Annotated in this window: 23 protein-coding genes and 1 pseudogene; 11 read left to right on the top strand and 13 right to left on the bottom strand. The window is 72.1% G+C overall.

Features of this window, described 5'->3' with window-relative positions:
- Positions 1–38: 38 nt before the first annotated feature.
- Entirely contained in the window at positions 39–1,343 is a 1,305-nt protein-coding gene (locus QUE47_RS07535; protein ID WP_286219243.1) for an ABC transporter substrate-binding protein, read from the bottom strand.
- A gap of 255 nt (positions 1,344–1,598) precedes the next feature.
- Here QUE47_RS07535 and QUE47_RS07530 point away from each other — a divergent pair, with 255 nt between their 5' ends.
- A complete protein-coding gene (locus QUE47_RS07530; protein ID WP_286219242.1) occupies positions 1,599–2,096 on the top strand; it encodes a nitroreductase family deazaflavin-dependent oxidoreductase in 498 nt (165 codons plus the stop codon).
- Between the two features lie 63 nt (positions 2,097–2,159).
- Positions 2,160–4,613 carry an ATP-binding cassette domain-containing protein gene (locus QUE47_RS07525; RefSeq protein WP_286219241.1) on the top strand — a complete coding sequence of 818 codons (2,454 nt, stop codon included), beginning with the start codon at positions 2,160–2,162 and terminating at the stop codon, positions 4,611–4,613.
- 67 nt (positions 4,614–4,680) lie between these two features.
- Here the strand turns inward: QUE47_RS07525 and QUE47_RS07520 are convergent, their stop codons facing one another.
- Both QUE47_RS07520 and QUE47_RS07515 read right to left on the bottom strand, forming a co-directional pair.
- Positions 4,681–6,045 carry a DEAD/DEAH box helicase gene (locus tag QUE47_RS07520; RefSeq protein ID WP_350227702.1) on the bottom strand — a complete coding sequence of 455 codons (1,365 nt, stop codon included), beginning with the start codon at positions 6,043–6,045 and terminating at the stop codon, positions 4,681–4,683.
- 172 nt (positions 6,046–6,217) lie between these two features.
- Positions 6,218–8,596, bottom strand: a complete 2,379-nt coding sequence (locus QUE47_RS07515; protein WP_286219240.1) for a TM0106 family RecB-like putative nuclease — start codon at positions 8,594–8,596, stop codon at positions 6,218–6,220.
- 331 nt (positions 8,597–8,927) lie between these two features.
- On the opposite strand from QUE47_RS07515, the gene QUE47_RS07510 reads away from it, so the two are divergent.
- Together QUE47_RS07510 and QUE47_RS07505 are read left to right on the top strand one after the other, a co-directional pair.
- Positions 8,928–9,131 carry a cold-shock protein gene (locus QUE47_RS07510; protein ID WP_286219239.1) on the top strand — a complete coding sequence of 68 codons (204 nt, stop codon included), beginning with the start codon at positions 8,928–8,930 and terminating at the stop codon, positions 9,129–9,131.
- A gap of 207 nt (positions 9,132–9,338) precedes the next feature.
- Positions 9,339–10,997 (top strand): DHA2 family efflux MFS transporter permease subunit, encoded by a 1,659-nt coding sequence (locus QUE47_RS07505; protein WP_286219238.1) that lies wholly within the window; start codon positions 9,339–9,341, stop codon positions 10,995–10,997.
- Between the two features lie 96 nt (positions 10,998–11,093).
- On the opposite strand, the gene QUE47_RS07500 is transcribed toward QUE47_RS07505, so the two are convergent.
- The 6 genes and pseudogenes from QUE47_RS07500 to QUE47_RS07480 form a co-directional block, all read right to left on the bottom strand.
- Positions 11,094–11,858, bottom strand: a complete 765-nt coding sequence (locus tag QUE47_RS07500) for an amino acid ABC transporter ATP-binding protein (protein WP_286219432.1) — start codon at positions 11,856–11,858, stop codon at positions 11,094–11,096.
- A 74-nt stretch (positions 11,859–11,932) separates the two neighbouring features.
- Positions 11,933–12,949 (bottom strand): amino acid ABC transporter permease, encoded by a 1,017-nt coding sequence (locus tag QUE47_RS07495; RefSeq protein WP_286219237.1) that lies wholly within the window; start codon positions 12,947–12,949, stop codon positions 11,933–11,935.
- A gap of 52 nt (positions 12,950–13,001) precedes the next feature.
- The gene (locus QUE47_RS07490; protein WP_286219236.1) at positions 13,002–13,937 is read right to left on the bottom strand and encodes an ABC transporter substrate-binding protein; all 936 of its coding nucleotides are present in this window, start codon (positions 13,935–13,937) and stop codon (positions 13,002–13,004) included.
- A 361-nt stretch (positions 13,938–14,298) separates the two neighbouring features.
- Positions 14,299–14,343 (bottom strand): annotated as a pseudogene (locus QUE47_RS07485) (hypothetical protein); the annotation flags it as partial.
- Positions 14,340–14,570, bottom strand: a complete 231-nt coding sequence (locus QUE47_RS16730) for a hypothetical protein (protein ID WP_350227701.1) — start codon at positions 14,568–14,570, stop codon at positions 14,340–14,342. The gene QUE47_RS16730 and the pseudogene QUE47_RS07485, both read right to left, overlap by 4 nt.
- Positions 14,501–15,961 (bottom strand): sodium-dependent transporter, encoded by a 1,461-nt coding sequence (locus QUE47_RS07480; RefSeq protein WP_350227700.1) that lies wholly within the window; start codon positions 15,959–15,961, stop codon positions 14,501–14,503. Before QUE47_RS07480 ends, QUE47_RS16730 begins: the two co-directional genes overlap by 70 nt.
- A 188-nt stretch (positions 15,962–16,149) precedes the next feature.
- Here QUE47_RS07480 and QUE47_RS07475 point away from each other — a divergent pair, with 188 nt between their 5' ends.
- From QUE47_RS07475 to QUE47_RS07460, 4 genes are all read left to right on the top strand, one after another.
- On the top strand, positions 16,150–17,280 hold the full coding sequence (locus QUE47_RS07475; protein ID WP_286219235.1) for a glucose-6-phosphate dehydrogenase: 1,131 nt from the start codon (positions 16,150–16,152) through the stop codon (positions 17,278–17,280).
- On the top strand, positions 17,262–17,585 hold the full coding sequence (locus QUE47_RS07470; protein ID WP_286219234.1) for a glucose-6-phosphate dehydrogenase: 324 nt from the start codon (positions 17,262–17,264) through the stop codon (positions 17,583–17,585). Before QUE47_RS07475 ends, QUE47_RS07470 begins: the two co-directional genes overlap by 19 nt.
- Positions 17,586–17,685: 100 nt before the next feature.
- Entirely contained in the window at positions 17,686–18,288 is a 603-nt protein-coding gene (locus tag QUE47_RS07465; RefSeq protein WP_286219233.1) for a hypothetical protein, read from the top strand.
- A complete protein-coding gene (locus tag QUE47_RS07460; RefSeq protein ID WP_286219232.1) occupies positions 18,198–18,833 on the top strand; it encodes an alpha/beta hydrolase in 636 nt (211 codons plus the stop codon). The genes QUE47_RS07465 and QUE47_RS07460 overlap by 91 nt, the downstream gene beginning before the upstream one ends.
- 44 nt (positions 18,834–18,877) lie before the next feature.
- Here the strand turns inward: QUE47_RS07460 and QUE47_RS07455 are convergent, their stop codons facing one another.
- From QUE47_RS07455 to QUE47_RS07445, 3 genes are all read right to left on the bottom strand, one after another.
- Positions 18,878–20,158: an FAD-binding protein gene (locus QUE47_RS07455; protein ID WP_286219231.1), complete on the bottom strand. Its 1,281-nt coding sequence runs from the start codon at positions 20,156–20,158 to the stop codon at positions 18,878–18,880.
- Positions 20,159–20,274: 116 nt separating this feature from the next.
- Positions 20,275–20,844, bottom strand: a complete 570-nt coding sequence (locus QUE47_RS07450) for a DUF2993 domain-containing protein (protein ID WP_286219230.1) — start codon at positions 20,842–20,844, stop codon at positions 20,275–20,277.
- Positions 20,841–21,050: a hypothetical protein gene (locus QUE47_RS07445; RefSeq protein ID WP_286219229.1), complete on the bottom strand. Its 210-nt coding sequence runs from the start codon at positions 21,048–21,050 to the stop codon at positions 20,841–20,843. Before QUE47_RS07445 ends, QUE47_RS07450 begins: the two co-directional genes overlap by 4 nt.
- A 99-nt stretch (positions 21,051–21,149) precedes the next feature.
- Between QUE47_RS07445 and QUE47_RS07440 the strand changes: the two genes are divergently transcribed.
- The 3 genes from QUE47_RS07440 to QUE47_RS07430 all read left to right on the top strand — a co-directional run bounded on the left by QUE47_RS07440 (position 21,150) and on the right by QUE47_RS07430 (position 23,697).
- Positions 21,150–21,953, top strand: coding sequence for an LLM class F420-dependent oxidoreductase (locus QUE47_RS07440; RefSeq protein ID WP_286219228.1), 804 nt, complete (start codon positions 21,150–21,152; stop codon positions 21,951–21,953).
- Between the two features lie 25 nt (positions 21,954–21,978).
- Entirely contained in the window at positions 21,979–22,734 is a 756-nt protein-coding gene (locus QUE47_RS07435; protein ID WP_286219227.1) for a uracil-DNA glycosylase, read from the top strand.
- A gap of 303 nt (positions 22,735–23,037) precedes the next feature.
- The gene (locus QUE47_RS07430; protein WP_286219226.1) at positions 23,038–23,697 is read left to right on the top strand and encodes an HNH endonuclease family protein; all 660 of its coding nucleotides are present in this window, start codon (positions 23,038–23,040) and stop codon (positions 23,695–23,697) included.
- An 89-nt stretch (positions 23,698–23,786) separates the two neighbouring features.
- On the opposite strand, the gene QUE47_RS07425 is transcribed toward QUE47_RS07430, so the two are convergent.
- Positions 23,787–25,217 (bottom strand): M1 family metallopeptidase, encoded by a 1,431-nt coding sequence (locus QUE47_RS07425; RefSeq protein WP_286219225.1) that lies wholly within the window; start codon positions 25,215–25,217, stop codon positions 23,787–23,789.
- Positions 25,218–25,250 lie beyond the last annotated feature (33 nt).

Raw genomic sequence — 25,250 nt, 5'->3', positions numbered from 1 at the left:
GGCCGTCAGGCCCTGGAGGTCAGCTCATGTGTGCCAGGTCAGATCTTGCCCTCGACCGCACGCGTGAACTGCTGGACGTTGTTGCCGTCGTACTCGTAGACGCCGATCAGCGCGGACGACGGGTCGTTGTCCTCGTTGAGCGGGCCACCACCGGAGACCGGCTTGTAGTTGATCTCGTCGCCGGCCTCGAGCGCCTCGACGCCCTCGGCGAAGGTCGAGACCTCGGTGCCGCCCTCGGAGCCGGAGACCTGCTTGATGTTGTCGGCGATCGTCTGACCGTCCGCCGAGCCACCGCGGACCGCGGCGAGCGCGGCGAGGATCGTCGCGTCGTACGACTCCGGGCCGTAGGCGTAGGACGTGAGCTCCTCGCCCTCCTCGTCGACGGAGTAGGTGTCGAGACGCTCCTTGAACTCACCCTCGGCGTTGGCGCCGGGGATCGTACCGAGGACGCCCTCGAGCGTCCCGGGCTCGAAGTCCTCCTCGTACGACGCGGTGTTGCCGTCGCAGAAGAACGTCTTCGCACCCATCTCCCAGCCCTGGGCGACGAGCTCGGTGACGATGGCCTTCGTCTCGTCGAACGCGATGACGCCGATGGCGTCGGGGTCCTGGGCGAGCAGGTCGGTCACCTGGGCCGAGAAGTTCGACTCACCGGGCTGGAACTCCTGGCCGGAGTCGGAGCCGCCGTACACGACCTCGGCGCCGCCGGACTCGAGGGTCTGCTGCACGTTGTCGCGCAGGCCCGTCCCGTAGTCCTCGTTCTGCACGAGGAGGCCGACCTTGGTGGCGCCGCCGTCGAGCATCAGGGTCCCGAGCGCGGCGCCCTGGACGGTGTCCGGCGGGGCGGTGCGGGCGAAGAGGTCGCTGTAGCCGGAGAGCGTGTTGGACGTGTTCGCGGGCGAGATCTGCATGACGCCTGCGGCCGTGACCATGTCGACGACGTTGAGCGAGACGCTGGACGAGGCCGCGCCGATCATCACGTCGGCGTCCTGGTTGATGAGGTCCGTCGCGGACTGCGTCGAGACGTTCAGGTCGGTCGTGTCACCGGAGTCGGCGCTGACGATCGTCGCGTCGTTGCCGAGCACACCGCCGGCCTCGTTGATCTCCTGGACGGCGAGGCCGACACCGGCGACCTCGGGCGGGCCGAGGAACGCGAGCGTCCCGGTCAGCGGGAGCAGGGTGCCGACGACGAGCTGGTCGTCGGTCTCGGAGCTGCTGCTGGTGTCCCCACCGTCGGCGCTGTCGTCGCTGCCCTCGTCGGTCGAGGTGCTGCAGGCGGCGAGGCCGAGGCTGAGTGCGGCGGCGATGGCGAGCCCGCGCGTCGCGAACGTGGTCCGTCGATTCATCGTGTGTTCCCTCCGGGTGGAGCATGGTCCTGAGGCGCAGCGGTAGCCGAGCCGTGCGGTGAACCGTAATCACGGAATGTGTCGAGTGTGTCTCGAACGGATGATCGGCAGAGGATCGTTACAGCAGTGTGACCGGCGACACCATTTATCTCACGATCCGGCCCTGGATCACGACATCGAGGGCGGGACAGTCCGCAAACATCGGCGTCGTTGCAGCGATAGTCTCGAGCGCAGCCGTACGGACGGGAGGCCTGCATGACGTGGGAGCGACCGAGTGAGGCGCCCCGCAGCCTCGCGTCCCGCGTGCTGCACACCCGCTGGGTCGTGCGCGCGCCGATCCACCTCTACCGCCTCGGCCTCGGCCGGGTCCTGGGCGACCGCATGCTGCTCCTCGAGCACCGCGGACGGTCGTCAGGGCTGCTGCGCGAGGTCGTGCTCGAGGTCGTCGACCGACCGTCGGCCGGCGTCATGCAGGTCGTCGCGGGCCTCGGGCCGACCTCGCAGTGGTACCGCAACGTCCTGGCCGACCCCCGCGTCGTGGCCAGCAGCGGGAAGGTCGCCCGCCGCCGCGCCCTCGCCGACGTCCTCGACGTGCCGGACGCCGTCGCCGTCCTCGACGCGTATCGCACCGAGCACGGCACGGCCTGGGAGAAGCTCGAACCCGTGCTCGCCGAGTGGGCGAGGCCCGCCGCCTCGCCGGGGCAGGACTGGCGCGAGCTGGTCCCGGTGGTCGAGCTCACGCTCGTCGACTGAGGTTCCCGCGCGCCGTCGTCCGACGCCGTTGCCCCGCGCCGAGGGTCGGCGGAGAATCCCAGCATGACCCGCACCGCGAGCCCCGACCGGACCCCCAGCACGCCGCACGCCGCCGACGGACACGACATGATCCGCGTCCAGGGCGCGCGCGTGAACAACCTGCGCGACATCGACGTCGAGATCCCGAAGCGCCGGCTGACCGTCTTCACGGGCGTCTCCGGCTCCGGGAAGAGCTCGCTCGTGTTCAGCACGATCGCCGCGGAGTCGCAGCGCATGATCAACGAGACGTACTCCGCGTTCCTCCAGGGGTTCATGCCGACGCTCGCGCGCCCGGAGGTCGACCACCTCGAGGGTCTGACGACGGCGATCATCGTCGACCAGGAGCGCATGGGCGCCAACCCGCGCTCCACCGTCGGGACCGCGACCGACGCCTACGCGATGCTGCGCATCCTCTTCAGCCGGGTCGGGGAGCCGCACATCGGCTCGCCCCAGGCCTTCTCGTTCAACGTCGCGTCGATCAGCGGCGCCGGCGCCGTGACCCTCGAGAAGGGCGGGAAGACCGTCAAGGAGCGTCGGTCCTTCAGCATCACCGGCGGCATGTGCCCTCGCTGCGAGGGCAAGGGCGCCGTCAGCGACTTCGACCTCACCGCTCTCTACGACGCGTCGAAGTCGCTGAACGAGGGTGCCCTCACGATCCCCGGCTACTCGATGGAGGGCTGGTACGGCCGGATCTTCCGTGGCTCCGGGTACTTCGACCCGGACAAGCCGATCGCGAAGTACACGAAGACCGAGCTCGACGACCTGCTCCACCGCGAGCCCACCAAGATCAAGGTCGACGGCATCAACCTGACGTACTCGGGCCTGATCCCGCAGATCCAGAAGTCGTTCCTGTCCAAGGACGTCGACGCGATGCAGCCGCACATCCGCGCCTTCGTCGAGCGGGCCATCACCTTCACGACCTGCCCGGACTGCGACGGGACCCGCCTCACCGCCGAGTCACGGTCGTCGAAGGTCGCGGGCAAGAACATCGCCGAGGTGTCCGCGATGCAGATCAGCGACCTCGCGGCGTGGGTCCGGAATCTCGAGGAGCCGTCGGTAGCGCCGCTGCTCAAAGGCCTGCAGCACATCCTCGACTCGTTCACGGAGATCGGGCTCGGGTACCTGTCGCTCGACCGGCCGGCCGGGACCCTCTCGGGCGGCGAGTCCCAGCGCACCAAGATGATCCGTCACCTCGGGTCGTCCCTCACGGACGTCACGTATGTCTTCGACGAGCCGACGATCGGCCTGCACCCCCACGACATCGAGCGGATGAACCAGCTGCTGCTCCAGCTGCGCGACAAGGGCAACACGGTGCTCGTCGTCGAGCACAAGCCCGAGACGATCGCGATCGCCGACCACGTCGTCGACCTCGGCCCGGGTGCCGGGAGCCACGGCGGGACGGTCTGCTACGAGGGGAGCCTCGACGGGTTGCGTGACAGCGACACCGTCACCGGGCGCCACCTGGACGACCGTGCCGCGCTGAAGGACTCGGTGCGCGAGCCGTCCGGCGCGCTGGAGATCCGCGGCGCCGACACCCACAACCTGCGCGGCGTCGACGTCGACGTGCCGCTCGGGGTCCTGTGCGTCGTGACCGGCGTCGCGGGCTCCGGCAAGAGCTCGCTGATCCACGGGTCGCTCGCCGACCAGGAGGGCACGGTCGTCATCGACCAGGGCGCGATCCGCGGGTCGCGGCGCAGCAGCCCCGCGACCTACACGGGCCTCCTCGACCCGATCCGCAAGGCGTTCGCGAAGGCCAACGGGGTCAAGCCCGCCCTGTTCAGCGCGAACTCCGAGGGCGCCTGCCCGACGTGCAAGGGCGCCGGCGTCATCTACACGGACCTCGGCGTCATGGCCACGGTCGAGTCGCCGTGCGAGGAGTGCGACGGCAAGCGGTTCCAGTCCTCGGTCCTCGAGTACCGGCTCGGGGGTGGCGGCTCTGGTGGCAGCGGCTCTGGCGACGGGGGTGCTGACGGTGCTGACGGTGCCGGCGGCAAGAACATCGCCGAGGTCCTCGAGCTGTCGGTCGCCGAGGCGGAGCGGTTCTTCGGCGAGGGCGACGCCCGCATCCCCGCGGCTCACAAGATCCTCGAGCGCATGGCGGACGTCGGTCTGGGCTACCTGACGCTGGGGCAGCCGCTGACGACCCTCTCGGGCGGCGAGCGCCAGCGCCTCAAGCTCGCGACGCGCATGGGCGAGAAGGGCGGTGTCTACGTCCTCGACGAGCCGACCACCGGGCTGCACCTGGCCGACGTCGACCAGCTGCTCGGGCTGCTCGACCGGCTCGTGGACGTCGGCAAGTCGGTGATAGTGATCGAGCACCACCAGGCCGTGATGGCGCACGCCGACTGGATCATCGATCTGGGCCCGGGCGCCGGTCACGACGGCGGTCGGGTCGTGTTCGAGGGGTCCCCGGCGGATCTCGTCGCGGACCGCTCGACGCTCACGGGCAAGCACCTCGCGGAGTACGTCGGCGCCTGAGGGTGCGCGCCGGCCGGGTTCTTACCTACACCGGTGAGCCACCCGGTCACCGTCGGGTCACGCCCCGTCAGGCGTCTCCGGCGCACAGGGCGATGAAGGCACCGAGCTCGGCGAGCTCGTCGGGTGTGGCGGGCAGGTAGTCGGTCAGCCGGTCGGAGCGGACGACGACGGCGCGCCACTGGGCGCGGGACACCGCCACGTTGATCCGGTTGCGGGAGAGCAGGAACCCCATGCCGCGCGGGACCTCCGCCGGGCTCGAGGCCGCCGTCGTCAAGATCGCGACCGGGGCCTCCTGCCCCTGGAACTTGTCCACCGTGCCGACCCGGACCGCCGCGAGGCCGGCCCGGTCGAGGGCGTCCTGGACGACGCCGACCTGCGCGTTGTAGGCCGCGACGACGAGGATGTCGGCGGCCTCCAGGGGTCGGCCGACCGGCGGACGCTCCGGGTCCGTGGCGCCCTCCGCCGGCTCAGTCTTGCCGTCGTCCCACGTGCGCCCGACGACGGCCCGCACCTGGCGGACGACCTCCTCGGCCTCCTCGGCGGACGACTGCACGTTGCCGGTGTGCTCGACGCGGACGCACCCGACCCCGGGCTCGACGCCCGTCAGCGAGCGCCCGGCAGCCGCGGCCTCGGCGCGCAGCCGTCCGTCGTAGGAGAGCCTCGACACGGGCGCGGTGACCTCGGGGTGCATCCGCCACGTCGTCTCGAGGAAGTACCCGAGCTCGCCCGGGAGGACGGCATGGTCCCCGGCGAGGTGCGACAGCGCGGACACGTCGACGGGCTCCGGGTGCTGGCCCTGCGTGACCTGCGGGAGCTGCTGCGGGTCGCCGAGCAGGAGCAGGCGTCGCGCCGACCGACCGACGGCGACGGTGTTCGCCAGGGAGAACTGCCCGGCCTCGTCGATCACCAGCAGGTCCAGGCAGGACTCGGCGTAGCTCGTCTCGTTGGCGAAGTCCCACGCGGTGCCACCGACCACACCGGGACCGGCGGCGGCGTGCGCGGCGAGTCCCTTGCCGTCCAGCTCGCGCCACGGCACCTCCGGGTCGGGCTTGGCCCCCGCCGGCAGCTTCTTGGCGACCTGCGCCGGTGAGACACCGGCGGACACGACCTTCTGCAGGAAGTTCGCGACCACGGCGTGGCTCTGGGCGACGACCCCGACCCGCCAGCCACCGGCGACCAGCTCGGCGACGACGTGCGAGCCGACGTAGGTCTTGCCCGTCCCCGGCGGGCCCTGGACCGCGACGTAGGAGCCGTCGATCCCGCGGAGCGCCGCGAGCAGCGCGTCGATGTAGCGCCGCGGACCGTCCCCGACCGCCGGCAGCGGTCCACCGTCGACGCGAGGCGGGCGGCGCCGGACGATCTCGACGGCCGGCGTCTGCGGCAGGCGATCCGCGGCGCCCGGGTCTGCGGCTCCAAGGTCGGTTGCGCTCACGTCGATTGCGCTCCCGTCGGCGGCGCCCAGGTCGGCGGCTCCGAGGTCGATTGCGCTCCCGTCCGAGGCGCTCGGGCCGACGTCGCTCAGGTCCGTGGCGCCGGCCGCGCCCCCCACGTGGCGAGCGCCGCCTGCGCCGTCGCGAGGACCGAGGCCCGCTGCGAGGGCGTGTTCAGCGGGGGCCCCGGAACGAGAGCCATCGGCAGCTGGTCCCACCCGTCGACGCCCTGGGGGCCTTCTCCTGGACCACGAGGACGTGCACGTCGCCGTCCCGGGACGTGGACTCGACGGTCAACCCGTCGATCGCCGCACGGTGACCGTCGACCGAGTCCTTCGCGGCGGACGGCCAGGGCGCGTCGTACAGGGCGGTGCGCCCCTCTCCCTCGCGAACCTCACGGCCGGCGTCGAGACGGCCGCGCAGCTCGACGGTCCGGCGGAGGGTCCGGGCGCGCGGCGGCTTGCTCCATCCCGTGAGCGGGCGCGCGGACTCGACGACGAAGTTGTCGCTGCCCGGCCACTCGTCCACGGGATCGACGAGTCGCGCGAAGTGCTCCCGCCACGCGGCCTTGTCCTCGCGGGCGTAGTAGCCGGCTGCGGCACCGAGGAGGGCCAGTGCGTCCTCGTCGGCGGACCGCGCCGCCCGGTCCTCGCCGACGATCTCCCGGACGCGGCCTTCTACCGCGAGCACCGCGGCGCGGGCGTCGGTCAGGGCAGCAGAACGGTCGTCGGTCGAGTCGTCCGACCCGTCGGGCACTGCACCCGCAGCACCGGCAGGCACCCCGAGCACGTGCGGGTCGAGGCCGAGGTACGGGTCGGGGCGGAACGCGCCGCCGGTCGCGGCGCCGCCAGCACGCTCCGCGGCCCACCGGAGCCACTCCAGCAGGACGAGCGTCGAGTCGCAGTCGTACCGGTTGTAGTCCCGGATGCCGGCGAGCAGCTCGTCGGCGCGGGCCTCGTCACCGGAGTCACGTGCCTCGCCGTAGGTGGCGTAGGCGACGATCGAGGCGGCGGCGTCGGTCACGTCCCCGGACCGCAGGTGCTCCCCCATGTAGAGCGGCTCGAGCTTCTTGATCGAGTACGACCCCGTGGAGATCCGCACGGACTCCCGCACGGTGGCGTAGAGGTCCACGAGGACGCCCTCGCGCAGGAGGTCGTCGACCTCCTCCTCGTACACGCCGTGGCGCGCGGCGATCGACACGAGGTGCGTCTTCTCGTACGGCGCGTAGTGGTAGACGTGCAGGTCCGGGTAGCGGCGTCGGCGCTCGGTCACGTAGTCGACGAACGCGACGAGGGCGGCCCGCTCCTGCGTCAGGTCGTGCGCCCAGAACGCGTGGAACGGCGCCCTGCTCCCGGGTTCGGTCGGGCGCTCGACCAGTCCGAAGAGGTAGTCGAGGCCCCAGTCCTGTCCCGCGGCGTCCGTCCAGAGGGGGTCGCCCTCGAAGTCGAAGAAGATGTCCCCGGGGCTGGGAGCCGGGAGCCGCTCGACCGCACCCGGGTCGACGACGGTCCACGACCGCTGCTGTTCGACCTCCTGCCCGTCGGCGTCCCGCTCCGTCCACACGACCGTCCCGTCGACGACGGCGAGCCCGGTCTGCATCGCTGCCTGGCGTCGCAGCTTCTCGAAGGTCGCGGCCGACATGTCCCGCGGCCCGCGGGTCGCTCGCGCGAGCTCCGTCATCGTCGTGATCCCGGCGGCCCGTAGGCGGTCTCGCTGGGTGCGACGCATGCCGGCCACCTGGAGGACGTCGTCGTTCGCGACGACCTCGGCCGTGCAGTGGTCGCACGCGCCGCAGGCGCTGTAGCGGGGATCTCCCCAGGCCACCGGCGCGGCGTCCGCCACACGCTCGGCGATCAACGAGCGGAGCCGGACGCGCCGCTCCCGGAAGACCGGCAGCAGGTCGGCCAGCCGGTGCGAGGTCTCGGCGCCGGTACCGAGCACGAGCCGGGCCTCCGGCGCGACCGGGAACCCGGCGGCCTCCAGCTGGTCCGCGTAGGCCCCGAGCTGCAGGAGTGCGTCGACCTTCGCGCTGCGCGCGAGCTTCGCGTCCACCACCGTGAAGATGGCGTCCGCGCCCTCGCCCGAGCGGACGATGAAGTCGGCGAGGCCGTGGAACTCGCCGTCGAAGAACGACGCCTGGTGCACGACGGCGGCGCCCTCCTCGAGGAGCGCGAGCGTCAGCCCGTGCGCCTGCTCGAGTCGTTCACGCCGCCCGCCCGCCCCTCTCGCGGCCTCGGCTGCGACGGTGACGACGCGCCCCGCTGCCCCGGCGACGTCGTCCGACCCTCGCGCGGTGAGGAGCCCCGCAGGGTCTCTACGGTCGACATAGCGGGCGAGCACGCGCGACTCGTGCGCGTCGCCCAGCCGGGCGGCGCGCTCGAGCATGTCGTCGGCCTCGGCCGCGAGTCGAGGCGCGCGCCCGAGGACCTCGTCCAGGCGACGGACGGTCGCGAACTCGCACCGGGCGGCGCGCACCAGGTCGCTGGCCGACCAGACGACGTGCGGTGCAGCCGAGGCATCGGGATCCGAGTCGTGCACGACGGGGTCGATCACGAACATGGGTCCTCCGGACGTACCGAGCGCTGCTCCCGGGTCCGGGAGCACTGCCCAAGTCGTACCAGCAGCGACCGACACCGTCGCGAGAACGTACAGGTGGCGGCCGTTCTGCCCCGGTTCGTGGCACTCGCGAGATCTGCACCACATCCAGGCATGGTGCGCACCGCCCGTGGCATGTATCCTGAACGGGCAGATAGCAGTGCCTCGCTTGTCCTCGCGCCACGCTCGATAGCTCGGCGGACCTTGTTACCAAGAGTTGACGACGAACACCGTGATGCACGACCTCGAAACACGGGGTCGTTGACACCTCTTGAAGGAGCAGTACCAGATGACGCTCGGAATTGTGAAGTGGTTCAACGCTGAGAAGGGCTTTGGCTTCATCGCCCCTGAGGACGGCTCGGCTGACGTCTTCGCTCACTACTCGGCCATCCAGACGCAGGGCTACCGCACCCTCGAGGAGAACCAGCGCGTCGAGTTCGACGTGACGCAGGGCCCGAAGGGCCCGCAGGCGGAGAACATCCGCCCGGTCTGATTCGACCTCGAGGCGGCGCGAGCCCTCGGAACAGTCTTGACGAGTGCCCCTGACCTTCGGGTCGGGGGCACTCGTGCGTTCCGCCGGCTGTCGGGCGCACTGCCACCGGCGCCAGCACACTCCCGCAGTCGTCACCGGGCTCCGGACGGCGCCTGACTCGGGAGCAAGGGTTGGCCGCAATTTACTCAGCATGCTTAGTATCTGCTCATGGCCCACGCCCCCGCTGAACCCACCGCGAACCGACGCCAGTGGTTCGCCCTCGTCTTCATCTCGATCGCCGTCTCCCTGATCATCGTCGACTCGACGATCGTCAACGTCGCGATCCCGTCGATCGTCGACGAACTCGACATCAGCTCGACCCAGGTGCAGTGGGTCCAGGAGGCGTACACGCTCGTCTTCGCGTCGCTGCTCCTCGTCTTCGGCGGCCTCGCCGACCGGGTCGGACGACGTCGCATGCTCCTGGCCGGTGTCGTCGTCTTCACGCTCGCGTCCGTCGGCGCGGCGCTCGCGCCGAACGGCGGGATCCTCATCGCGATCCGGTTCGTCCAGGGGGTCGGCGGGGCGATGGTGCTGCCCACGACGCTCTCGATCATCAACGCGACGTTCCGCGGACGCGACCGCGGTATCGCCTTCGCGGTGTGGGGGTCCACGATCGGCGGGATGGCGGCCGTCGGCCCGCTGCTCGGCGGGTGGCTCACCACCGACTTCTCCTGGCGCTGGGCGTTCGGCATCAACGTCCCGCTCGGCATCGTGATCCTCGCCGGCGTCTGGGCGTTCGTCGACGAGTCCCGGTCCGACGACGAGCGACGCATCGACCGCGTCGGCGCCCTGCTCTCGGTCCTGACCGCCGGCACGCTGGTGTTCGGACTGATCGAGGGCCGCAGCCTCGGCTGGTGGGCCCCGGAGGACGGGCTCTCGTTCCTCGGTGGCGACTGGCCGCTGCCCGTCTCGCCCATCCCCCTGTTCTTCCTCGCCTCCGCGGTGTCGTGCTACGGGTTCGTCGCGTGGAGCCGCCACCGGGCTCGGCACCACCGGTCGACGATGCTCCCTCTCGACCTGTTCACGATCCCCTCGTTCCGCAACGGCAACATCGCCGCCCTGGTCGTCTCGCTCGGCGAGTTCGGCATCATCCTGTCGCTGCCGATCTGGCTGCAGAACGCCCGCGGGTACGACGCCCTGCAGACCGGCTACGTGCTGCTGGGCCTGGCGATCGGCTCGTTCGTCGCCAGCGGCGCCGCAGGGGCCCTGTCGAACCGGATGGAGCCGGTGTGGATGGTGCGGATCGGCATCCTCGCCGAGATCGTGGGGGTCGCGGGGATCGGCTCCGTGCTCGCCGTCGACGCCCCGTGGGCCGGCATCGTCGGGTTCCTCTTCGTCTACGGGTTCGGCGTCGGCATGGCGACGGCACAGCTCACCGGGGTGATCCTCAAGGACGTGCCGGTCGAGGAGAGCGGCCTCGGCTCCGGCACGCAGTCGACGTCACGACAGCTCGGGTCTGCTCTCGGCATCGCGATCCTCGGCACGGTGCTCTTCACGACCACCGGCAGCACCCTCGACACCCGGCTCGACGACATGGGGGTGCCGCCCGCGCAGGCCGACCAGGCGGTGACGGCCGTCGTCGACAGCTCCGGCGGGGCCATCGCGGGACTCGACGCCGACCCGGCGACGCAGCCCGTCGCCGAGGCTGCCCGCGAGTCGCTGACGGACGGCGCCCGCTGGTCCGCGTACGCGGCGGCGGGTTTCCTCCTGCTGGGTCTCGCGGCGACGTTCTCGCTCGGCTCGGGCGGCCGACGCGAGGACCGCGGGGGCGACGAGGACAGCGAGAACGAGCAGCGACGAGACGCGCGGGCCGCCCACCGGGAGTGACGACGCTGCCCCCGGCCGCACCATCCCTGGCGGGCGGGGAGCGGCCCCGTCCCCCACGGCTGCGCCGTCCCCCACGCCCCGCGGAGCGTCGGGACGTCAGAGCACGTGGCTGAGGAAGTCCTTCGTCCGCGCCTCCCGCGGCGCGTCGATGACCTCGGACGGCGGCCCCTCCTCGACGATCACGCCGTCGTCCATGAAGACCACCTTGTCGGCGACCTCGCGGGCGAAGCCGATCTCGTGGGAGACCACGACCATCGTCATCCCGGAACGCGCGAGGTCCTGCATCACCGCGAGCACCTCACCGACGAGCTCGGGGTCGAGCGCCGACGTGGGCTCGTCGAACAGCATGAGCTCCGGGTCCATGGCCAGCGCCCGGGCGATCGCGACGCGCTGCTGCTGCCCGCCCGAGAGCTGCGCCGGGTAGTGGTCGACCCGGTCGGAGAGGCCGACCCGTTCGAGCAGCTCGAGAGCCCGCGCCCGTGCCTTCGACTTCGCGTCGCCGCGCACCTGGACGGGCGCCTCCATGACGTTCTCGAGCGCCGTCATGTGCGGGAACAGGTTGAACCGCTGGAAGACCATCCCGATCCGGGAGCGCTGTTTCGCGATCACACGGGGGTGCAGCCGGTGCAGCCGCGTGCTCCCCTTGTCGGTCGTCTCACGGAAACCCATGAGCTCGCCGTCGACGAGGACCGAGCCGCCGGTGATCTCCTCGAGCTCGTTCATGCAGCGCAGGAGCGTCGACTTGCCGGAGCCGGACGGGCCGAGGATCACGCAGACCGAGCCGCGCTCGACCTCGAGGTCGACGCCCTTGAGCACGTGGACGTGGCCGAACTCCTTGTGGAGCTCGCGCACCTCGACCATCGGCGTGCCCGAGCGGTCGGCCTGGACCGAGCCGCTCTTCTGCGCGTCCGGGATCCCCGGGTCGGTCGGGGCGCTCACGGGGTCACGTCCATGAACGGTTCCTCCTTGGTGGTGCCCGACGCGGCGATCGCCGCCTGGCGACCACCACCGTTCTTCGCCCGGCGGCGGCGCCCGCCACCGTTGCCGCCGCCTGTGCCGGCGGGACGGTCGGTGCCGAAGCCGCGACCGTAGTACTGCTCGATGTAGTGCTGACCGACCATGAGGATGCTCGTGATCAGCAGGTACCAGAGCGCCGCGACCATGAGCAGCGGGATCGGCTGGAAGATCCGGTTGCCGATCGCGTTCGTCACGAACGTGAGCTCGAGCGTGAACGGCACGGCGAGGACGAGCGAGGTCGTCTTCAGCATGGAGATCGTCTCGTTGCCCGTGGGCGGGACGATGACGCGCATCGCCTGCGGGAGCACGACGCGGCGCAGGATCTTCGAGTCCTTCATGCCGAGCGCCTTCGCGGCCTCGGCCTGCCCCGGGTCGACCGACGACAGGCCGGCCCGCACGATCTCCGCGAGATAGGCCGCCTCGTTGAGCGCGAGGCCCAGCATGGCCGCCCAGAACGCGGTGATGTAGTCGTCGGTGTCGAAGACGAAGAACTCCGGCCCGAACGGGATGCCGATGCTCAGCCGCGGGTACAGGACGGCCAGCAGGCCCCAGAACACGAGCTGCGTGTACACCGGGGTGCCGCGGAAGAACCAGATGTAGAACCAGCTCGTCCACCGCATCACCGGGTTGCCGGAGCGCCGCATGATCGCGAGCGTGACGGCCAGCAGGATCGCGAGGACCATCGAGCTGGCCGTCAGCACGAGCGTCCAACCCACGCCGCGCACGACCGTCACGTCGCGCAGGTAGAGCCAGACGACGTCCCACCGGAAGTTCTCGTTCGTCACCAGCCCGTTGAGCGCCATCGCGGCGAGGACGAGCACGAGGACGGCGGAGACCAGACGGCCGGGCCGCGGGACCGGGCGCGCGTGGATCCGGTTCGGCACGGGGTCCGTGCCGGTGCCGACGTGCGCCGGGCTGCTGTGGTGGTCGTTCATCGTGGTCCCGTCCGTCGTGACGTGCGTCGAGCCGTGGCAGACCTCGGTCGGGTCAGGAGGCGGGGTTCACCTCGGACGTCGACAGCGCTCCGTCGCCGGCGCCCCAGACGTCCAGGATCGCCTCGAGGTCACCGTCGTCCATGAGCACCTGGAGCGCGGCCTGGACCGCGTCCGCGAGCTCGGTGTCGTCCTTCGCGACGACGACACCCTGGGGAGCGGAGGCGAAGGTCTCGCCGAGCTGCTCGATGCCGCCGTCGGTCTGCGTCACGGCGTACTGGACGATCGGCGAGTCCGCGTACATGACGTCGGCCTTGCCGCCCACGACGTTCGTGGTCGCGTCGGCCTGGCTGTCGTAGCGCAGCACCTCGATCGGCTCCTTGCCGTCCGTCTCGCACTCCTGCGAGATCACGTCGATCTCGTCGTTCTGGATCGTGCCGTTCTGCACGGTGACGGTGGTGCCGCAGATGTCGTCGGAGGACAGGCCCTCGGGGTTCCCGGCCGGGACGGCGAAGGCCTCACCGGCGGAGAAGTAGCTGACCATGTTGGCGCTCTCGAGGCGCTCGGCGGTGATGGTGAACGACGAGATCCCGACGTCGTACTTCGAGCCCAGCGCGGGGATGATCGCCGGGAACTCGGCGGTCTGCGGCTCGGCCTCGAGACCCATGACCGCGGCGATCGCGGTGAGGACGTCGATGTCGTACCCGACCGGTGTCGACCCGTCGGTGTCGATGAACTCCGCGGGCGCGTACGTCGTGTCGACGCCCGCGGTCAGCGTGCCCGCGTCGGCGATGTCGGCGGGCACCATGGCCGCGACGTCGTCGTCCTTCTCGATGCTCGAGAGGTCGAAGGTCGCGGTCTCGTCGGTCGACTCCGAGGTCGACGACCCCGAGTCCGCGTCGTCGCCGGACGTCTGCGACGCGTCGGTGCACGCCGTCAGGGCGAGGGTCGTCGCAGCGGCCAGGGCGACGAGGGCGGGGAGCTTGCGCATGGGATCTCCAGTCAGGGGTGTTCCTCGGTACGGTCGCCCGCCGACCACGGATGGGGTCGACCAGGCGCGGGGGCACGGTAGCACCGGCATGTTTCCCGAGATGTCCCGCCAGGGTCGTCACGCGGGTCAGTGCTCGGGGAACACGCAGGGTCGGGTCTCCGGTCGAAGCCGGGGTCACGACGCCCCCGACGGACTCGCGGTTCGGCCCGCCGCCCGGCTCACGACACGGCTCACGCGTCGTGCGTGAGGGGTGCCTGACCCCCTCCTGGGGGCCGGCCTCCCCCTCTCCGCCGGTCGGGACGTCGTCCGACTCGGGGCGCGCCCTCAGGTAGAGGATGCTCGCGACCAGGCCGCCCCAGACGACGAGCGCGGTGATGATCAGGAACGTGACGGCGATCGGTGTCATCGACGGCCTCTCTCTCCGGTCGTGGCGGACGCGGTGCCCGCCCTCTCGGGCTGGTACGGGGGCCAGACCTCGAACACGTCGGGGTCACGACGCCAGCGCAGGGACGAGAAGATCACGGCCCCGAGGACGGCGACCGCGAGCGCGCCCCAGCCGACGGTCACGACGTACCAGGTCGGGTAGCCGCCGTATCCCTCCTGGATGATCGTGGCGACCTCGGTGACGAGCATGTAGCCGAGGACCAGGGGGCGAGCAGGCCGATGCAGACCGTCCACCAGCCGCGCAGCTGGAAGGTCGAGACGGCGTTGAGGTGGTAGCGCAGCTCGGGGCCGAGCCGGGCGACCCAGACGACGATCACGGTCATCGCCACCGCGGAGACCACGATGCCGATGTTGTTCGTGAACTTGTCGACGGTGTCGAGGGCGATCAGGCCCGTCGTCGTCGAGAAGCCCAGGACCGACAGCACGGCGGCGACCAGGCCGATCCGCAGCGCGCCCTGACGAGGGGTGAGGCCGAACTTGTCCTGGAACGCGGACGAGACGACCTGGAGGATCGACAGCAGCGACGTGAGACCGGCGAACACGAGCGATCCGAAGAACAGGGCGCCGAAGAGCTGACCGCCCGGCATCTCGGAGATGATCGCGGGGAACGTCATGAACGACAGGCCCACGCCGGTGATGCCCTCGAGGTCGCCGATCCCGACGCCCTCCTTCACGGCCAGGAAGCCGAGGGTCGCGAAGACGCCGATGCCGGCGAAGATCTCGAACGACGAGTTCGCGAACGCCACGACGAGGCCCGGCCCGGTCATGTTGGACCGGCGCTGACGGAACGAGGAGTACGTGATCATGATGCCGAAGGCGATCGACAGCGAGAAGAAGATCTGCCCGTAGGCCGCGATCCACACGCCCGGGTCGGCCAACGCCGAGAAGTCCGGGGTGAACAGGGCGTTCAGCCCGTCCGTCGCACCGTCGAGGAACAGCGCGCGGACGACGAGGATCGAGAACGCCACGACGAGCAGCGGCATGAAGACGAAATTTGCGCGCTCGACGCCCTTGGCGACGCCGGCCATGAGGATGAGGATCGTCACGACCCAGACGGCCACGAGCGGGATCAGGACGGACGGGACGAACGTGAGGCTGAAGCCCGGGTCGCCGAGGTTCAGGTACTCGCCGGTGAAGAATCCTGTCGGGTCGTCGCCCCAGCGCAGGTCGAACGAGAAGATGAAGTAGCTGACCGCCCACGCGATGACGGCCGTGTAGTAGAGCGCGATGAGGAAGCAGAGGCCGACCTGGAACCAGCCGAGGCCCTCCGCCCACCGGCGCACCCGACGGAACGCGAGCGGGGCACCGCCACGGAACCGGTGGCCCAGCGCGTAGTCGAGGAACAGGATCGGGATCCCCGCGCTCAGCAGCGCGACGAGGTACGGGATCATGAACGCCCCGCCGCCGTGCGTGTACGCCTCGCCGGGGAACCGCCAGATGTTGCCGAGGCCCACGGCCGAGCCCACCGCGGCGAGGATGAACGCCGTCTGGCCGGACCACTGCTCGCGCCCGCCCGATCTCGTGCCCGTGCGCTTGCCGGTGCCTCCGGCGGCCGCTGCCGCGGCGTCGTCGCGTGCCATCTGTGACCTCCGGGGGCATAGCTCTCAGGATCAGGGGAACTTCGGGCACAGTAGCGCCGCGAGGGCCCGTCAGCACCTGCAAGTGCGGGCCGGCGGCCGTAGCGTCGACCAGGACCGCGGCTCGCAGGCCGCACCCGAGAACCTGGCGCGAGGCCGCGCCGTCCGACCACACCCCGCCGGAGGACCGCATGCCGCACGCCCCCACGCCCGACCAGGACCGAGAGCAGGACCAGGACCAGGACCCCACGCTCCCGGAATCCCTGGTGCTCGTGCTCCACGGCGCCCGCGGCGACCTCGCCGCGCGCATGGTGCTCCCGGCGATCCACCTGCTGGAGTCGCGCGGGCTCCTGCCCGACGACTGGCGGGTGATCGGGACGGGACGCAAGGACATCGAGGACGCCGAGTTCGTGGCCCTCGTGAAGGACGCCGTCCAGGAGTTCGGCGACGCGCCGACCGGGTCCTCGTGGGACGCGTTCGCGGACCGCCTCGAGTACGCCACCGAGGTCTCCGACGACGAGCCGGGCGAGCTCACGCACCGCCTGGGCGAGCTCGCCGCCCCCGACCGGCTGGTGGTCCACTACCTGGCCGTCCCGCCCACCGCGTTCGAGCCGATCACCGAGGCGCTCGCGAAGCAGGGGCTGCTCGAGGGCGCGCGCGTGGTCTACGAGAAGCCCTACGGGACCGACCCGGACTCGTTCGAGGCGCTGGACACCGTCGTCCACCGCCACCTGGCCGAGGAGCAGGTGTACCGGATCGACCATTTCTTGGCGAAGGAGGGCACGCAGAACCTGCACGTCCTGCGGTTCGCGAACGAGATGTTCGCCGCGGTCTGGAACCGCGAGCACGTGCTGCAGGTCCAGGTCGACGTCCCGGAGACGCTCGACGTCGCCAACCGCGCCGAGTTCTACGACGCGACCGGCGCCGCGCTCGACATGCTCGTCACCCACCTGTTCCAGACGGCCGCGGAGGTCGCCCTCGAGACGCCCGCCACGCTCGCCGCGGACGCGGTCCGGGAGGCGCGCGAGGAGGTGTTCCGGCACTTCCGCGAGCTCGACCCTGCCGAGGACGTCGTGCTCGGCCAGTTCGAGGGGTACACGGACATCGACGGGGTGGACGACGACTCCACCACGGACACGTACGTGGCGGCGCGGCTGTGGATCGACACCGAGCGCTGGCGCGGCGTGCCGTTCGTCCTGCGCTCGGGCAAGCGGCTCGCCGGGTCCGCGCAGCGCGTGACGCTGCTGCTCCGCTCCCCGAGGGACCCGTCGCGGGCTCCGAGACCGACGCCATCAGCGTCTCCGTGCACGGCGACGGGCTGATCGACGTGTCCGCGACGATCAAGACGCCCGGGCCCGACCTGACCCTGTCCCAGGGGACCGCGCGGCTCTCGCTCGACGACGTGCCCGACGGCGACCCGATGCCCCCGTACGCGTCGGCGTTGCACGACGTGCTCCGCGGCGACCACCGGGCGTTCACGACCCCGGACGCGCTGCGCGAGGCGTGGCGGGCGTTCGCTCCCCTGCTCGGGCACGCGCGCCCTGCGCCCGAGCCGTACGCCCCGGGCTCCTGGGGTCCTGCGGGGGCCGACCGCCTCGTCGGGGACCGGGGCTGGTGGGTCAGCTGATCCGACTTGACCGTGACCCGGCAGGATCGTGACGGCTTCGTGATCGCTCGCTGACCGTCTCGGCGCGCGCCGACCCGGCGCCCGACCTACCGTCGAACCCGTGAAGACACGAGGCCTCCTGCGCTTCGGTCTCTTCGTGCTCGGCGGCGCGCTGCTCGCGACCTCGGTCTGGGTGGGCCTGTGGTCCGGGGAGGCCGTTGTCGGCAACCACTGGCTGTACGCCGTGCTGCTCGCTGCCGGCTTCACGCTCGGTCTCGTCCTGCTCGGCTACCTCGTGGTCCTGCTGTACCGGGACGGTGGCGGCGGCGACCCGCTCGCGCGCCCGGCGCCGCCGCGTCGCCGGCGGATCCTCCCCAGCCTCGGGCTCGGCACCGTGTGGACGATCGTCGCGGTGGTCTCGGTCGGGCTGACCGCGGCGATCATCCGCTTCGAGCCTCACGTCGCCACGCGGGACGGGCTCGAGGCGTACGGGACGAGCGCGGTGATCCGGCTCCAGGACGACGAGGCGTGGTTCTCGCTCGTGCCCCGCGGGCCCGGTGAGAACCCCTGTCCGTCGCGGACCGCTCGGGGGACGGCGCGCCGTCCGGCGAGCAGGTCGCGACGACCGGTCTCGTGGTCTACCCCAACGACCAGATCGACTCCCGTGCGTACGCGCGGACCTTCCGGCCGCTCGCCGAGGCCGGGTACGTCGTCGTCGTGCTGAACGAGCCGCTGGGGCTGGCGTCCGCCGACCCGGACCTCGCCCTCGAGGCCTTCGCGACCTACCCGGACGTCACGCGCTGGGTCGTCGCCGGGCACGGCGCCGGCGGCGACGCTGCCGCGCAGGTCGCGGCGACGCACTCGGGCCCGGACCACCCCGTGGTCGGCCTGCTCCTGCACGCGAGCGCACCCACCGCGGACGCGAGCGACGCCGCGGTGCTCGCGGCGAGCGTGTGGGGCGACCTCGACGGGGTCGTCGGCCCGGCCGACATCGCCGCCTCCCGGACCAACCTGCCCACCGACACCGACTTCGTCCGCGTCAGCGACGCCGTCCACTCGTCGTTCGCCGACTACGGGGACCACCCGGGGGACGGCGAGACCCCCGAGGACCACGAGGACCTCCAGGAGGCGATCGTCGCGGCGAGCCTCACGTTCATGGAGCGGGTCGCCGCTGCGGCGGAGCTCGAGGGTGCAGCCGACGCCAGGGGTTCGGACGACGAGGCAGGCTCGGGCAGCGAGACCGACGGCGAGACCGAGGCGTCGGGCTGAGGCGCTGAGGCGCAGGGGCGCAGGGGCGAGCGCCGGGCTCCCGGTCAGCCGCCCAGCAGATCGGCGACGAACCCGCCCCGGAACCGCTGCTCGGGGTCGTACCTCTCCGCGAGCGCCGCGAAGTCCCCGAAGCGCGGGTAGGCCGCGGCGACGCGTCCCAGGGCCGACGGGCTGTCGTCGAAGAGCTTGCCCCAGTGCGGCCGCGCACCGCAGGGAGCGAGCGCGGCCTCGATCGTGGGCAGCAGCGCCTCGACCTCCGGCTGGAGCTTCTTCCACGTGAAGTGGATCCCGATGAACCCCTCGTGCCCATCCTCCCCCGAGGTCGAGCTCATCCACAGGTCGTCGGCCGCGATGGTGCGGATCTCGGTGATCTGGAGCAGCGGCTGCACCTGGGGCGCGAGCGCCCGGACCGCGTCGATCGCCGCGACGGCGTGCCGCCGCGGCACGAGGTACTCGGTCTGCAGCTCCTCGCCGTTCGACGGCGTGAAGTCGAGCCGGAAGTGCGGCAGCCGCTCGTTCCACGGGCCGGGGACGCCGAGCTGGCCCGTGCACGCCGTCGCGTCGACGCCCGGCAGCGGGTGCATCGCCTCGGTCGCGGCGGGGGCGTCGAGGTAGGAGCGCGGGAACTCGGTCGCCGCGCTCCCCGCGGGCACCGCGGTCTTGCGCCAGACCTGGTCCACGCCGTCCGGCCCCCACGACGTGAACAGGCTGACGGAGGTCGCGCTCGACGTGATCTCGTCGAAGCGCTCGCGGACCGTGTCCCAGCCCAGCCCCAGGTAGACGTCCTGGCGGACGTCGTAGGTCGGGACGACGTCCAGCACCACGCGCGTGACGACCCCCAGCGCACCCAGGCCCACGACGGCGCCGGCGAAGTCGGCGTCGCCGCGCGTCAGGGTCCTGACGGTCCCGTCCCCCGTGACGATCTCCAGGCCTCGGACGGCGGCCGCGAGGTTCCGGGTCGCGTCGCCCGAGCCGTGGGTGGCGGTGGCCACGGCGCCGGCCACCGAGATGTGCGGCAGGGAGGCCATCGCTCCGAGCGCGACCCCGGAGGCCTGCAACGCCTGGGAGACCTCGCCGTAGCGCAGCCCGCCGTTGACGCTCGCCGTCATCGCCGCGGTGTCCACCTCGACGGTGCTGTCGATCGCGTCGACCTGGACGTGCACGCCGTCCGTGTCCGCGACCCGGTTGAACGAGTGCTTGCTGCCGAGCGCGCGGACGCGCGGGTTCGAGGTGATGATCTCGGCGAGCTCGTCCGTCGAGCGCGGCCGCAGCACCGCCGAGGATCCGTAGGCGAGGTTGCGGGACCAGTTGTACGTCGTCGTCATGGGACGAGCCTGCCACCCGGGAGGCCACGGTGCTTCGCTCGGTACGTCACCCGGAGCGTCACCGCCGCCTCGACCTGGGCTGCCGGCGGCGCCGGGTGCCAGGTGCCGGGCGGCCGTCACGAGCCCGCGAGGGCGCCGATCGGGACGTCGGTCCCGGTCAGGTCGACCCGGACGCCCTCGTCGACGACCTCGACGCCGGAGAGCTCGATCCCCTCGGGCAGGTCGAGCGGCACCTCGAGGCCGTCGACCTGCTCGGTGACGGCGTCGGCGAGGAACCCGGGCAGATCGTCGGGCGTGATCGACAGACCGCCGAGCCGCAGCTCGGTCACGTCGACGACGAGCGTCCCGTCGTCGACACCGGGAGCGACCACGATCCCCAGCTCGGACAGGACGCCGCTGCCGGCGCCGCCCAGCACCAGGGTGTCGCCCTCGGGTGCGATCGTCAGGTCCATGTCGGCGGCGCGGCCGACCAGCGTCGTGAGGGTCGCCGTGGGGAGCAGCCCCGAGGCCGTGCCGTCCTGGGTGAGATAGGGGGCCGAGGTCGCGACGCTGTTCGCCTCGAACGTCACGTCCTCGATGGTGACGGTGTCCGATGCGTCGGCACCCGACGCGCCGTCGTCCGACCCCTCGTCGGAGCCCGTTCCCGACCCGCTGCCGGAGGCGAGCGCCAGGTCGATGCTGCTCACCGACCCGGAGAGCTCGTCGAGCTCGCCGCCGACGAGCTGCGTGAGGAAAGGAAGCCGCCGATCTCGACGGTGGCCGACGACGCCCCGTTCGCCTCGAGGTCGGCGGCGATCCGGTCCTCGACGACGGCGTCCGCGACACGGTCGGCGCCCACGAGGAGGCCGAGCACGACGACGACACCCACGACCCACCAGGCTGCCCGCTTCATGGGGTCAGCGTAGGCGGCACGAGACCGGGCGCGCTGCTCCGGGCCCCTGGTCCGGCAGAGGGCGGGCGACGAGCGTGCAGTCGTGCCTAGGCTGCACGGATGAGCCCCACGAACCCCGCGAACACCCCCGACCGACCGATCCGCATCGGCGTCCAGATCCAGCCGCAGCACGCCGACTACTCCCAGATCCGGGACGCCGTCCTGCGGTCGGAGGACGCGGGCGTCGACGTGATCTTCAACTGGGACCACTTCTACCCGCTCTCCGGCGACCCGGCCGGCAAGCACTTCGAGTGCTGGACCATGCTCGGCGCGTGGGCGGAGCAGACCGAGCGCGTCGAGATCGGCGCCCTGGTGAGCTGCAACAGCTACAGGAACCCCGACCTGCTGGCCGACATGGCGCGCACCGTCGACCACATGTCGGGCGGGCGCCTGATCCTGGGGATCGGTGCCGGGTGGTTCGAGAAGGACTACGACCAGTTCGGGTACGAGTTCGGGACCGCGGGCTCCCGGATCGCGAAGCTGGCCCAGGACATGCCGCGCATCCGCGAGCGCCTCGCCGTCGGCAACCCGCGCCCGACGCGCGAGATCCCGATCATGATCGGTGGCGGCGGGGAGAAGAAGACCCTGCGCATCGTGGCCGAGCACGCCGACGTCTGGCACTCGTTCGGCGACGCCGAGACGCTGCGCCGCAAGAGCGGGATCCTCGACGAGCACGGGGCCGCCGTGGGTCGCGACACCGGGGCGCTCGTGGAGCGATCCGTCGGCGTGGGCGCCCCGCCGTCCGAGGTCGCCGACGAGATCGTGGCCGCCGGGGCGACGCTGCTGACGGTCAGCACGGGCGGGCCCGACTACGACCTGTCGCTGGTGAAGGACTGGGTCGCCTGGCGTGACGCGCAGGGCTGATCGGCCGACAGGCCCGGTGGGGCTGATGGGTCGAGTAGGGCCAGGGCGGCCCGAGGGCGCCCCCGAGCGCGCGACCGCGTCGCCCACGGTCGACGCGCTCGACGCCCTCGTCACCACCTGCCGCGCGTGCCCCCGGCTGGTCGCGTGGCGGGAGCAGGTCGCTGCCGAGAAGCGGGCGGCGTTCCGGGACGAGACCTACTGGGGCAGGCCAGTCCCGGGGTTCGGGGACCCCGGGGCGGGCGTCCTGGTCGTCGGTCTGGCGCCCGCGGCGCACGGGGCCAACCGCACGGGCCGCATGTTCACCGGGGACCGGTCCGGCGACTTCCTCTTCGCGGCGCTCCACCGGACGGGTTTCGCGTCCCAGCCCGGGTCCACGACGTCGGACGACGGCATGGTCCTCACGGGCGTCCGGCTCACGGCCCCGGTGCGCTGCGCCCCGCCCGCGAACCGCCCCACCCCGGCCGAGCGGCACGCCTGCGGGCCGTTCCTCGCTCGGGAGCTCGACCTCGTCGACCCCGCGGTGGTGGTCATCCTCGGCGGGTTCGGGTGGCAGGCGACGCTCGCGACGCTCGCCGAGCGCGGGTGGCAGGTACCCCGGCCCCGGCCGGTGTTCGGGCACGGTGCGGAGGTGGTGCTCCGACGCGTGGACGACGCCGAGCCGCGCACGATCACCCTCCTCGGGTGCTTCCACGTCTCGCAGCAGAACACGTTCACCGGCCGCCTGACGCCGGAGATGCTGGACGACGTCCTCGTCCGGGCGAGGGAGCTCGCCGCCCCGTAGCGCGCAGGGCCTCGCCTCCGACCGCGGGACTCAGCGCTCGTCGAGGTCTGCTCGTCCACGCCACGCCCCGACCGACGGGTGTCCACCGGTCGCCCGCGACGCCGTCCGGGACCCGCCCGCCACGCGGAGGCTGGGCCGGTGCGCCGCAGACGTCGACGTAGTCGCAGACCCTCGCCCGACGAGGCGCGTCGCCGCAGGCTCCTGCGACGGCGTGCCCGCCGCGGCCGAGCTCTCGCCCGGCGCGCCCGCAGACCCGAACGGACCCGGCCGCGCCCTGTCGCGCTCCTGCTGGTCGGCGCCCTCGTGCTGCTGGCGCACACGATCGCGACGCGGTGCACCGTGGCGGGCGGGCCGGTCTACTCGGTGACCGCGCAGATGCACGCGACCGCCACGGCGGAGCTGGGCTCGCTCGAGGTCCGAGCCGCCGAGAGCTCGACGCCCGTGCCGCCGTACGACCGGGACCGGTTCGGGCCCGCCTGGGACGACGTGGACGCCAACGGCTGCGACACCCGCAACGACGTCCTGGCTCGCGACCTCACCGACGTGGTCCTCGACGCCACCGGGGCGGCCGAGCCGCCGGGGTGCGTCGTGCTGGCCGGCGTCCTGCTTGACCCGTACGGCGGCGCGACGATCCGGTTCGAGCGCGGACCGGGCAGCGCTGCGGTGCAGATCGACCACGTCGTCGCGCTCGGCGACGCGTGGGCCTCCGGCGCCGCTCTCTGGAGCGACGAGCAGCGCCGCCGGTTCGCCAACGACCCGGCGAACCTGATCGCCGTCGACGGCCCCCTCAACCAGGAGAAGGGCGCCGACGCCGCAGCCGCCTGGCTCCCGCCGAACCGCGGGTTCCGGTGCGTCTACGCGCTGCGCCAGGTCCGGGTCAAGGCCGCCTACCGGCTCACGACCACCGCCGACGAGCGCGCGACGCTCGAGGCCGAGCTCGCCCGCTGCCGGGTCCGTGGGTGAGCCGCGCCGGCACCGAGCGCCGGGACCGAGGGCGAGTCCGCCGAACGACGGATCCGCGGGTGAGCCCCGTCGAGCGACGATTCTGCGGGTCAGCCGCGGCCGAGCACCCTGCGCAGGACCGAGGGCTTCGCCGGGAGCTCGGGCAGCGCCTCGTCGAGCAGCCACGCGTCCAGCAGCCCGTCGGCGGCCTGCGCCGTCACGCCCTCTGGGGCGCCGACGCCCGCGAGGCCACCGGTGCACGCACGGGACACCAGCTCGCGGAAGTCGGCGGTCACGACGTTGCCGTGCCGATGCTCGGCGGTCCAGGTCCGCAGGATCTCGAAGAAGAGGTCGTCGCCGACCGTGAGCCGCAGCGCGTGCAGCGTGAGGGCGCCCCGCTTGTAGAGGCGGTCGTCGAACATGAGGTCCGGGCCCGGGTCGGCGATCGAGAAGTCCTGCTCCAGGCCGGCGAGGCGCGCGTGGTGCTCGCGGGCGCAGCGGTCGGCCGACGGCCCGCCCGACTCCTCGGACCACAGCCACTCCGCGTAGCAGGCGAAACCCTCGTTGAGCCAGATGTGCTGCCACGCCGCCACCGAGACGCTGTTGCCGAACCACTGGTGCGCGAGCTCGTGCGCGATCAGCCGGTCCCACGACCCCTCTCCGTCGAGGTGGTTGCGCCCGAAGATCGACAGGCCGTGCGACTCGAGCGGGATCTCGAGCTCGTCCTCGGTGACCACGAGCCGGTAGTTCGCGAACGGGTACGGGCCGAACTGCCGCTCGTACAGCGCCAGCGTGTCGACGTGACGCGACAGGTCGTGGCGGGCGTTCGCGTGCTGCGCGCTGGCGACCCACGCCGTCTGCCGCACGCGCCCGCCGACGAGCTCGAGCTGGTCGTACATGCCGACGTTGACGGTCGCGAGGTACGTGCACATCGGCTCGGTCCGGGCGAACCGCCAGGTGCGCGTCGAGGCCTTGCGCGTCACCTCCACGAGCGGGCCGTTCGCGACGACCGTGTACGGGGCCTCGGTCGTCACCGCGATCTCGTAGGTCGCCTTGAGCGACGGGTGGTCGTTGCACGGGAACCAGGTCGGGGCGCCGTCGGGCTGGGCGGCGACGAGCGCACCGTCCGTGAGCTCCTCCCAGCCGACGTCGCCGCACGGGCCCTGCGCGGGCTTGGGGTGCCCTCGTAGTCGACGACGACCTGCAGCTCGGTGCCTTCGTCGTACCACTGGCCGAGCAGGACCTTGAGCTTGCGCCCGACGTTCCGGTAGTTGACCCGCGTGCCGCCGACGTGGACCTTCGTCGCGCGCAGGTGCACGAGGTCGAGCTCGATCGAGTCGACCTCGGCGAGCAGGACGACGTCGAGGGTCGCCTCGCCGTGGATCCGGTTGGACCGCACGCGGTAGCGCAGGTCGAGACCGTAGTGGTCGACCCGGTAGTCGGTGGAGCCCCGCTGGGGGACGTAGGCGTCGAGCGGGCCGTCGCTCGCGTTCCGGCGGATGGCCACGATGGTGAGTCCTCCTGGATCGGGTTCGCCGCATCGTACGCGACGGACTGTCTGTCGCCGCCGCTCG

Source organism: Paraoerskovia sediminicola (genome assembly GCF_030296575.1).
GTDB classification, from domain to species: Bacteria; Actinomycetota; Actinomycetes; order Actinomycetales; family Cellulomonadaceae; genus Paraoerskovia; species Paraoerskovia sediminicola.
The sequence above is the reverse complement of the archived record's forward strand: the minus strand, read 5'-3'. Positions and strand labels throughout refer to the sequence as shown.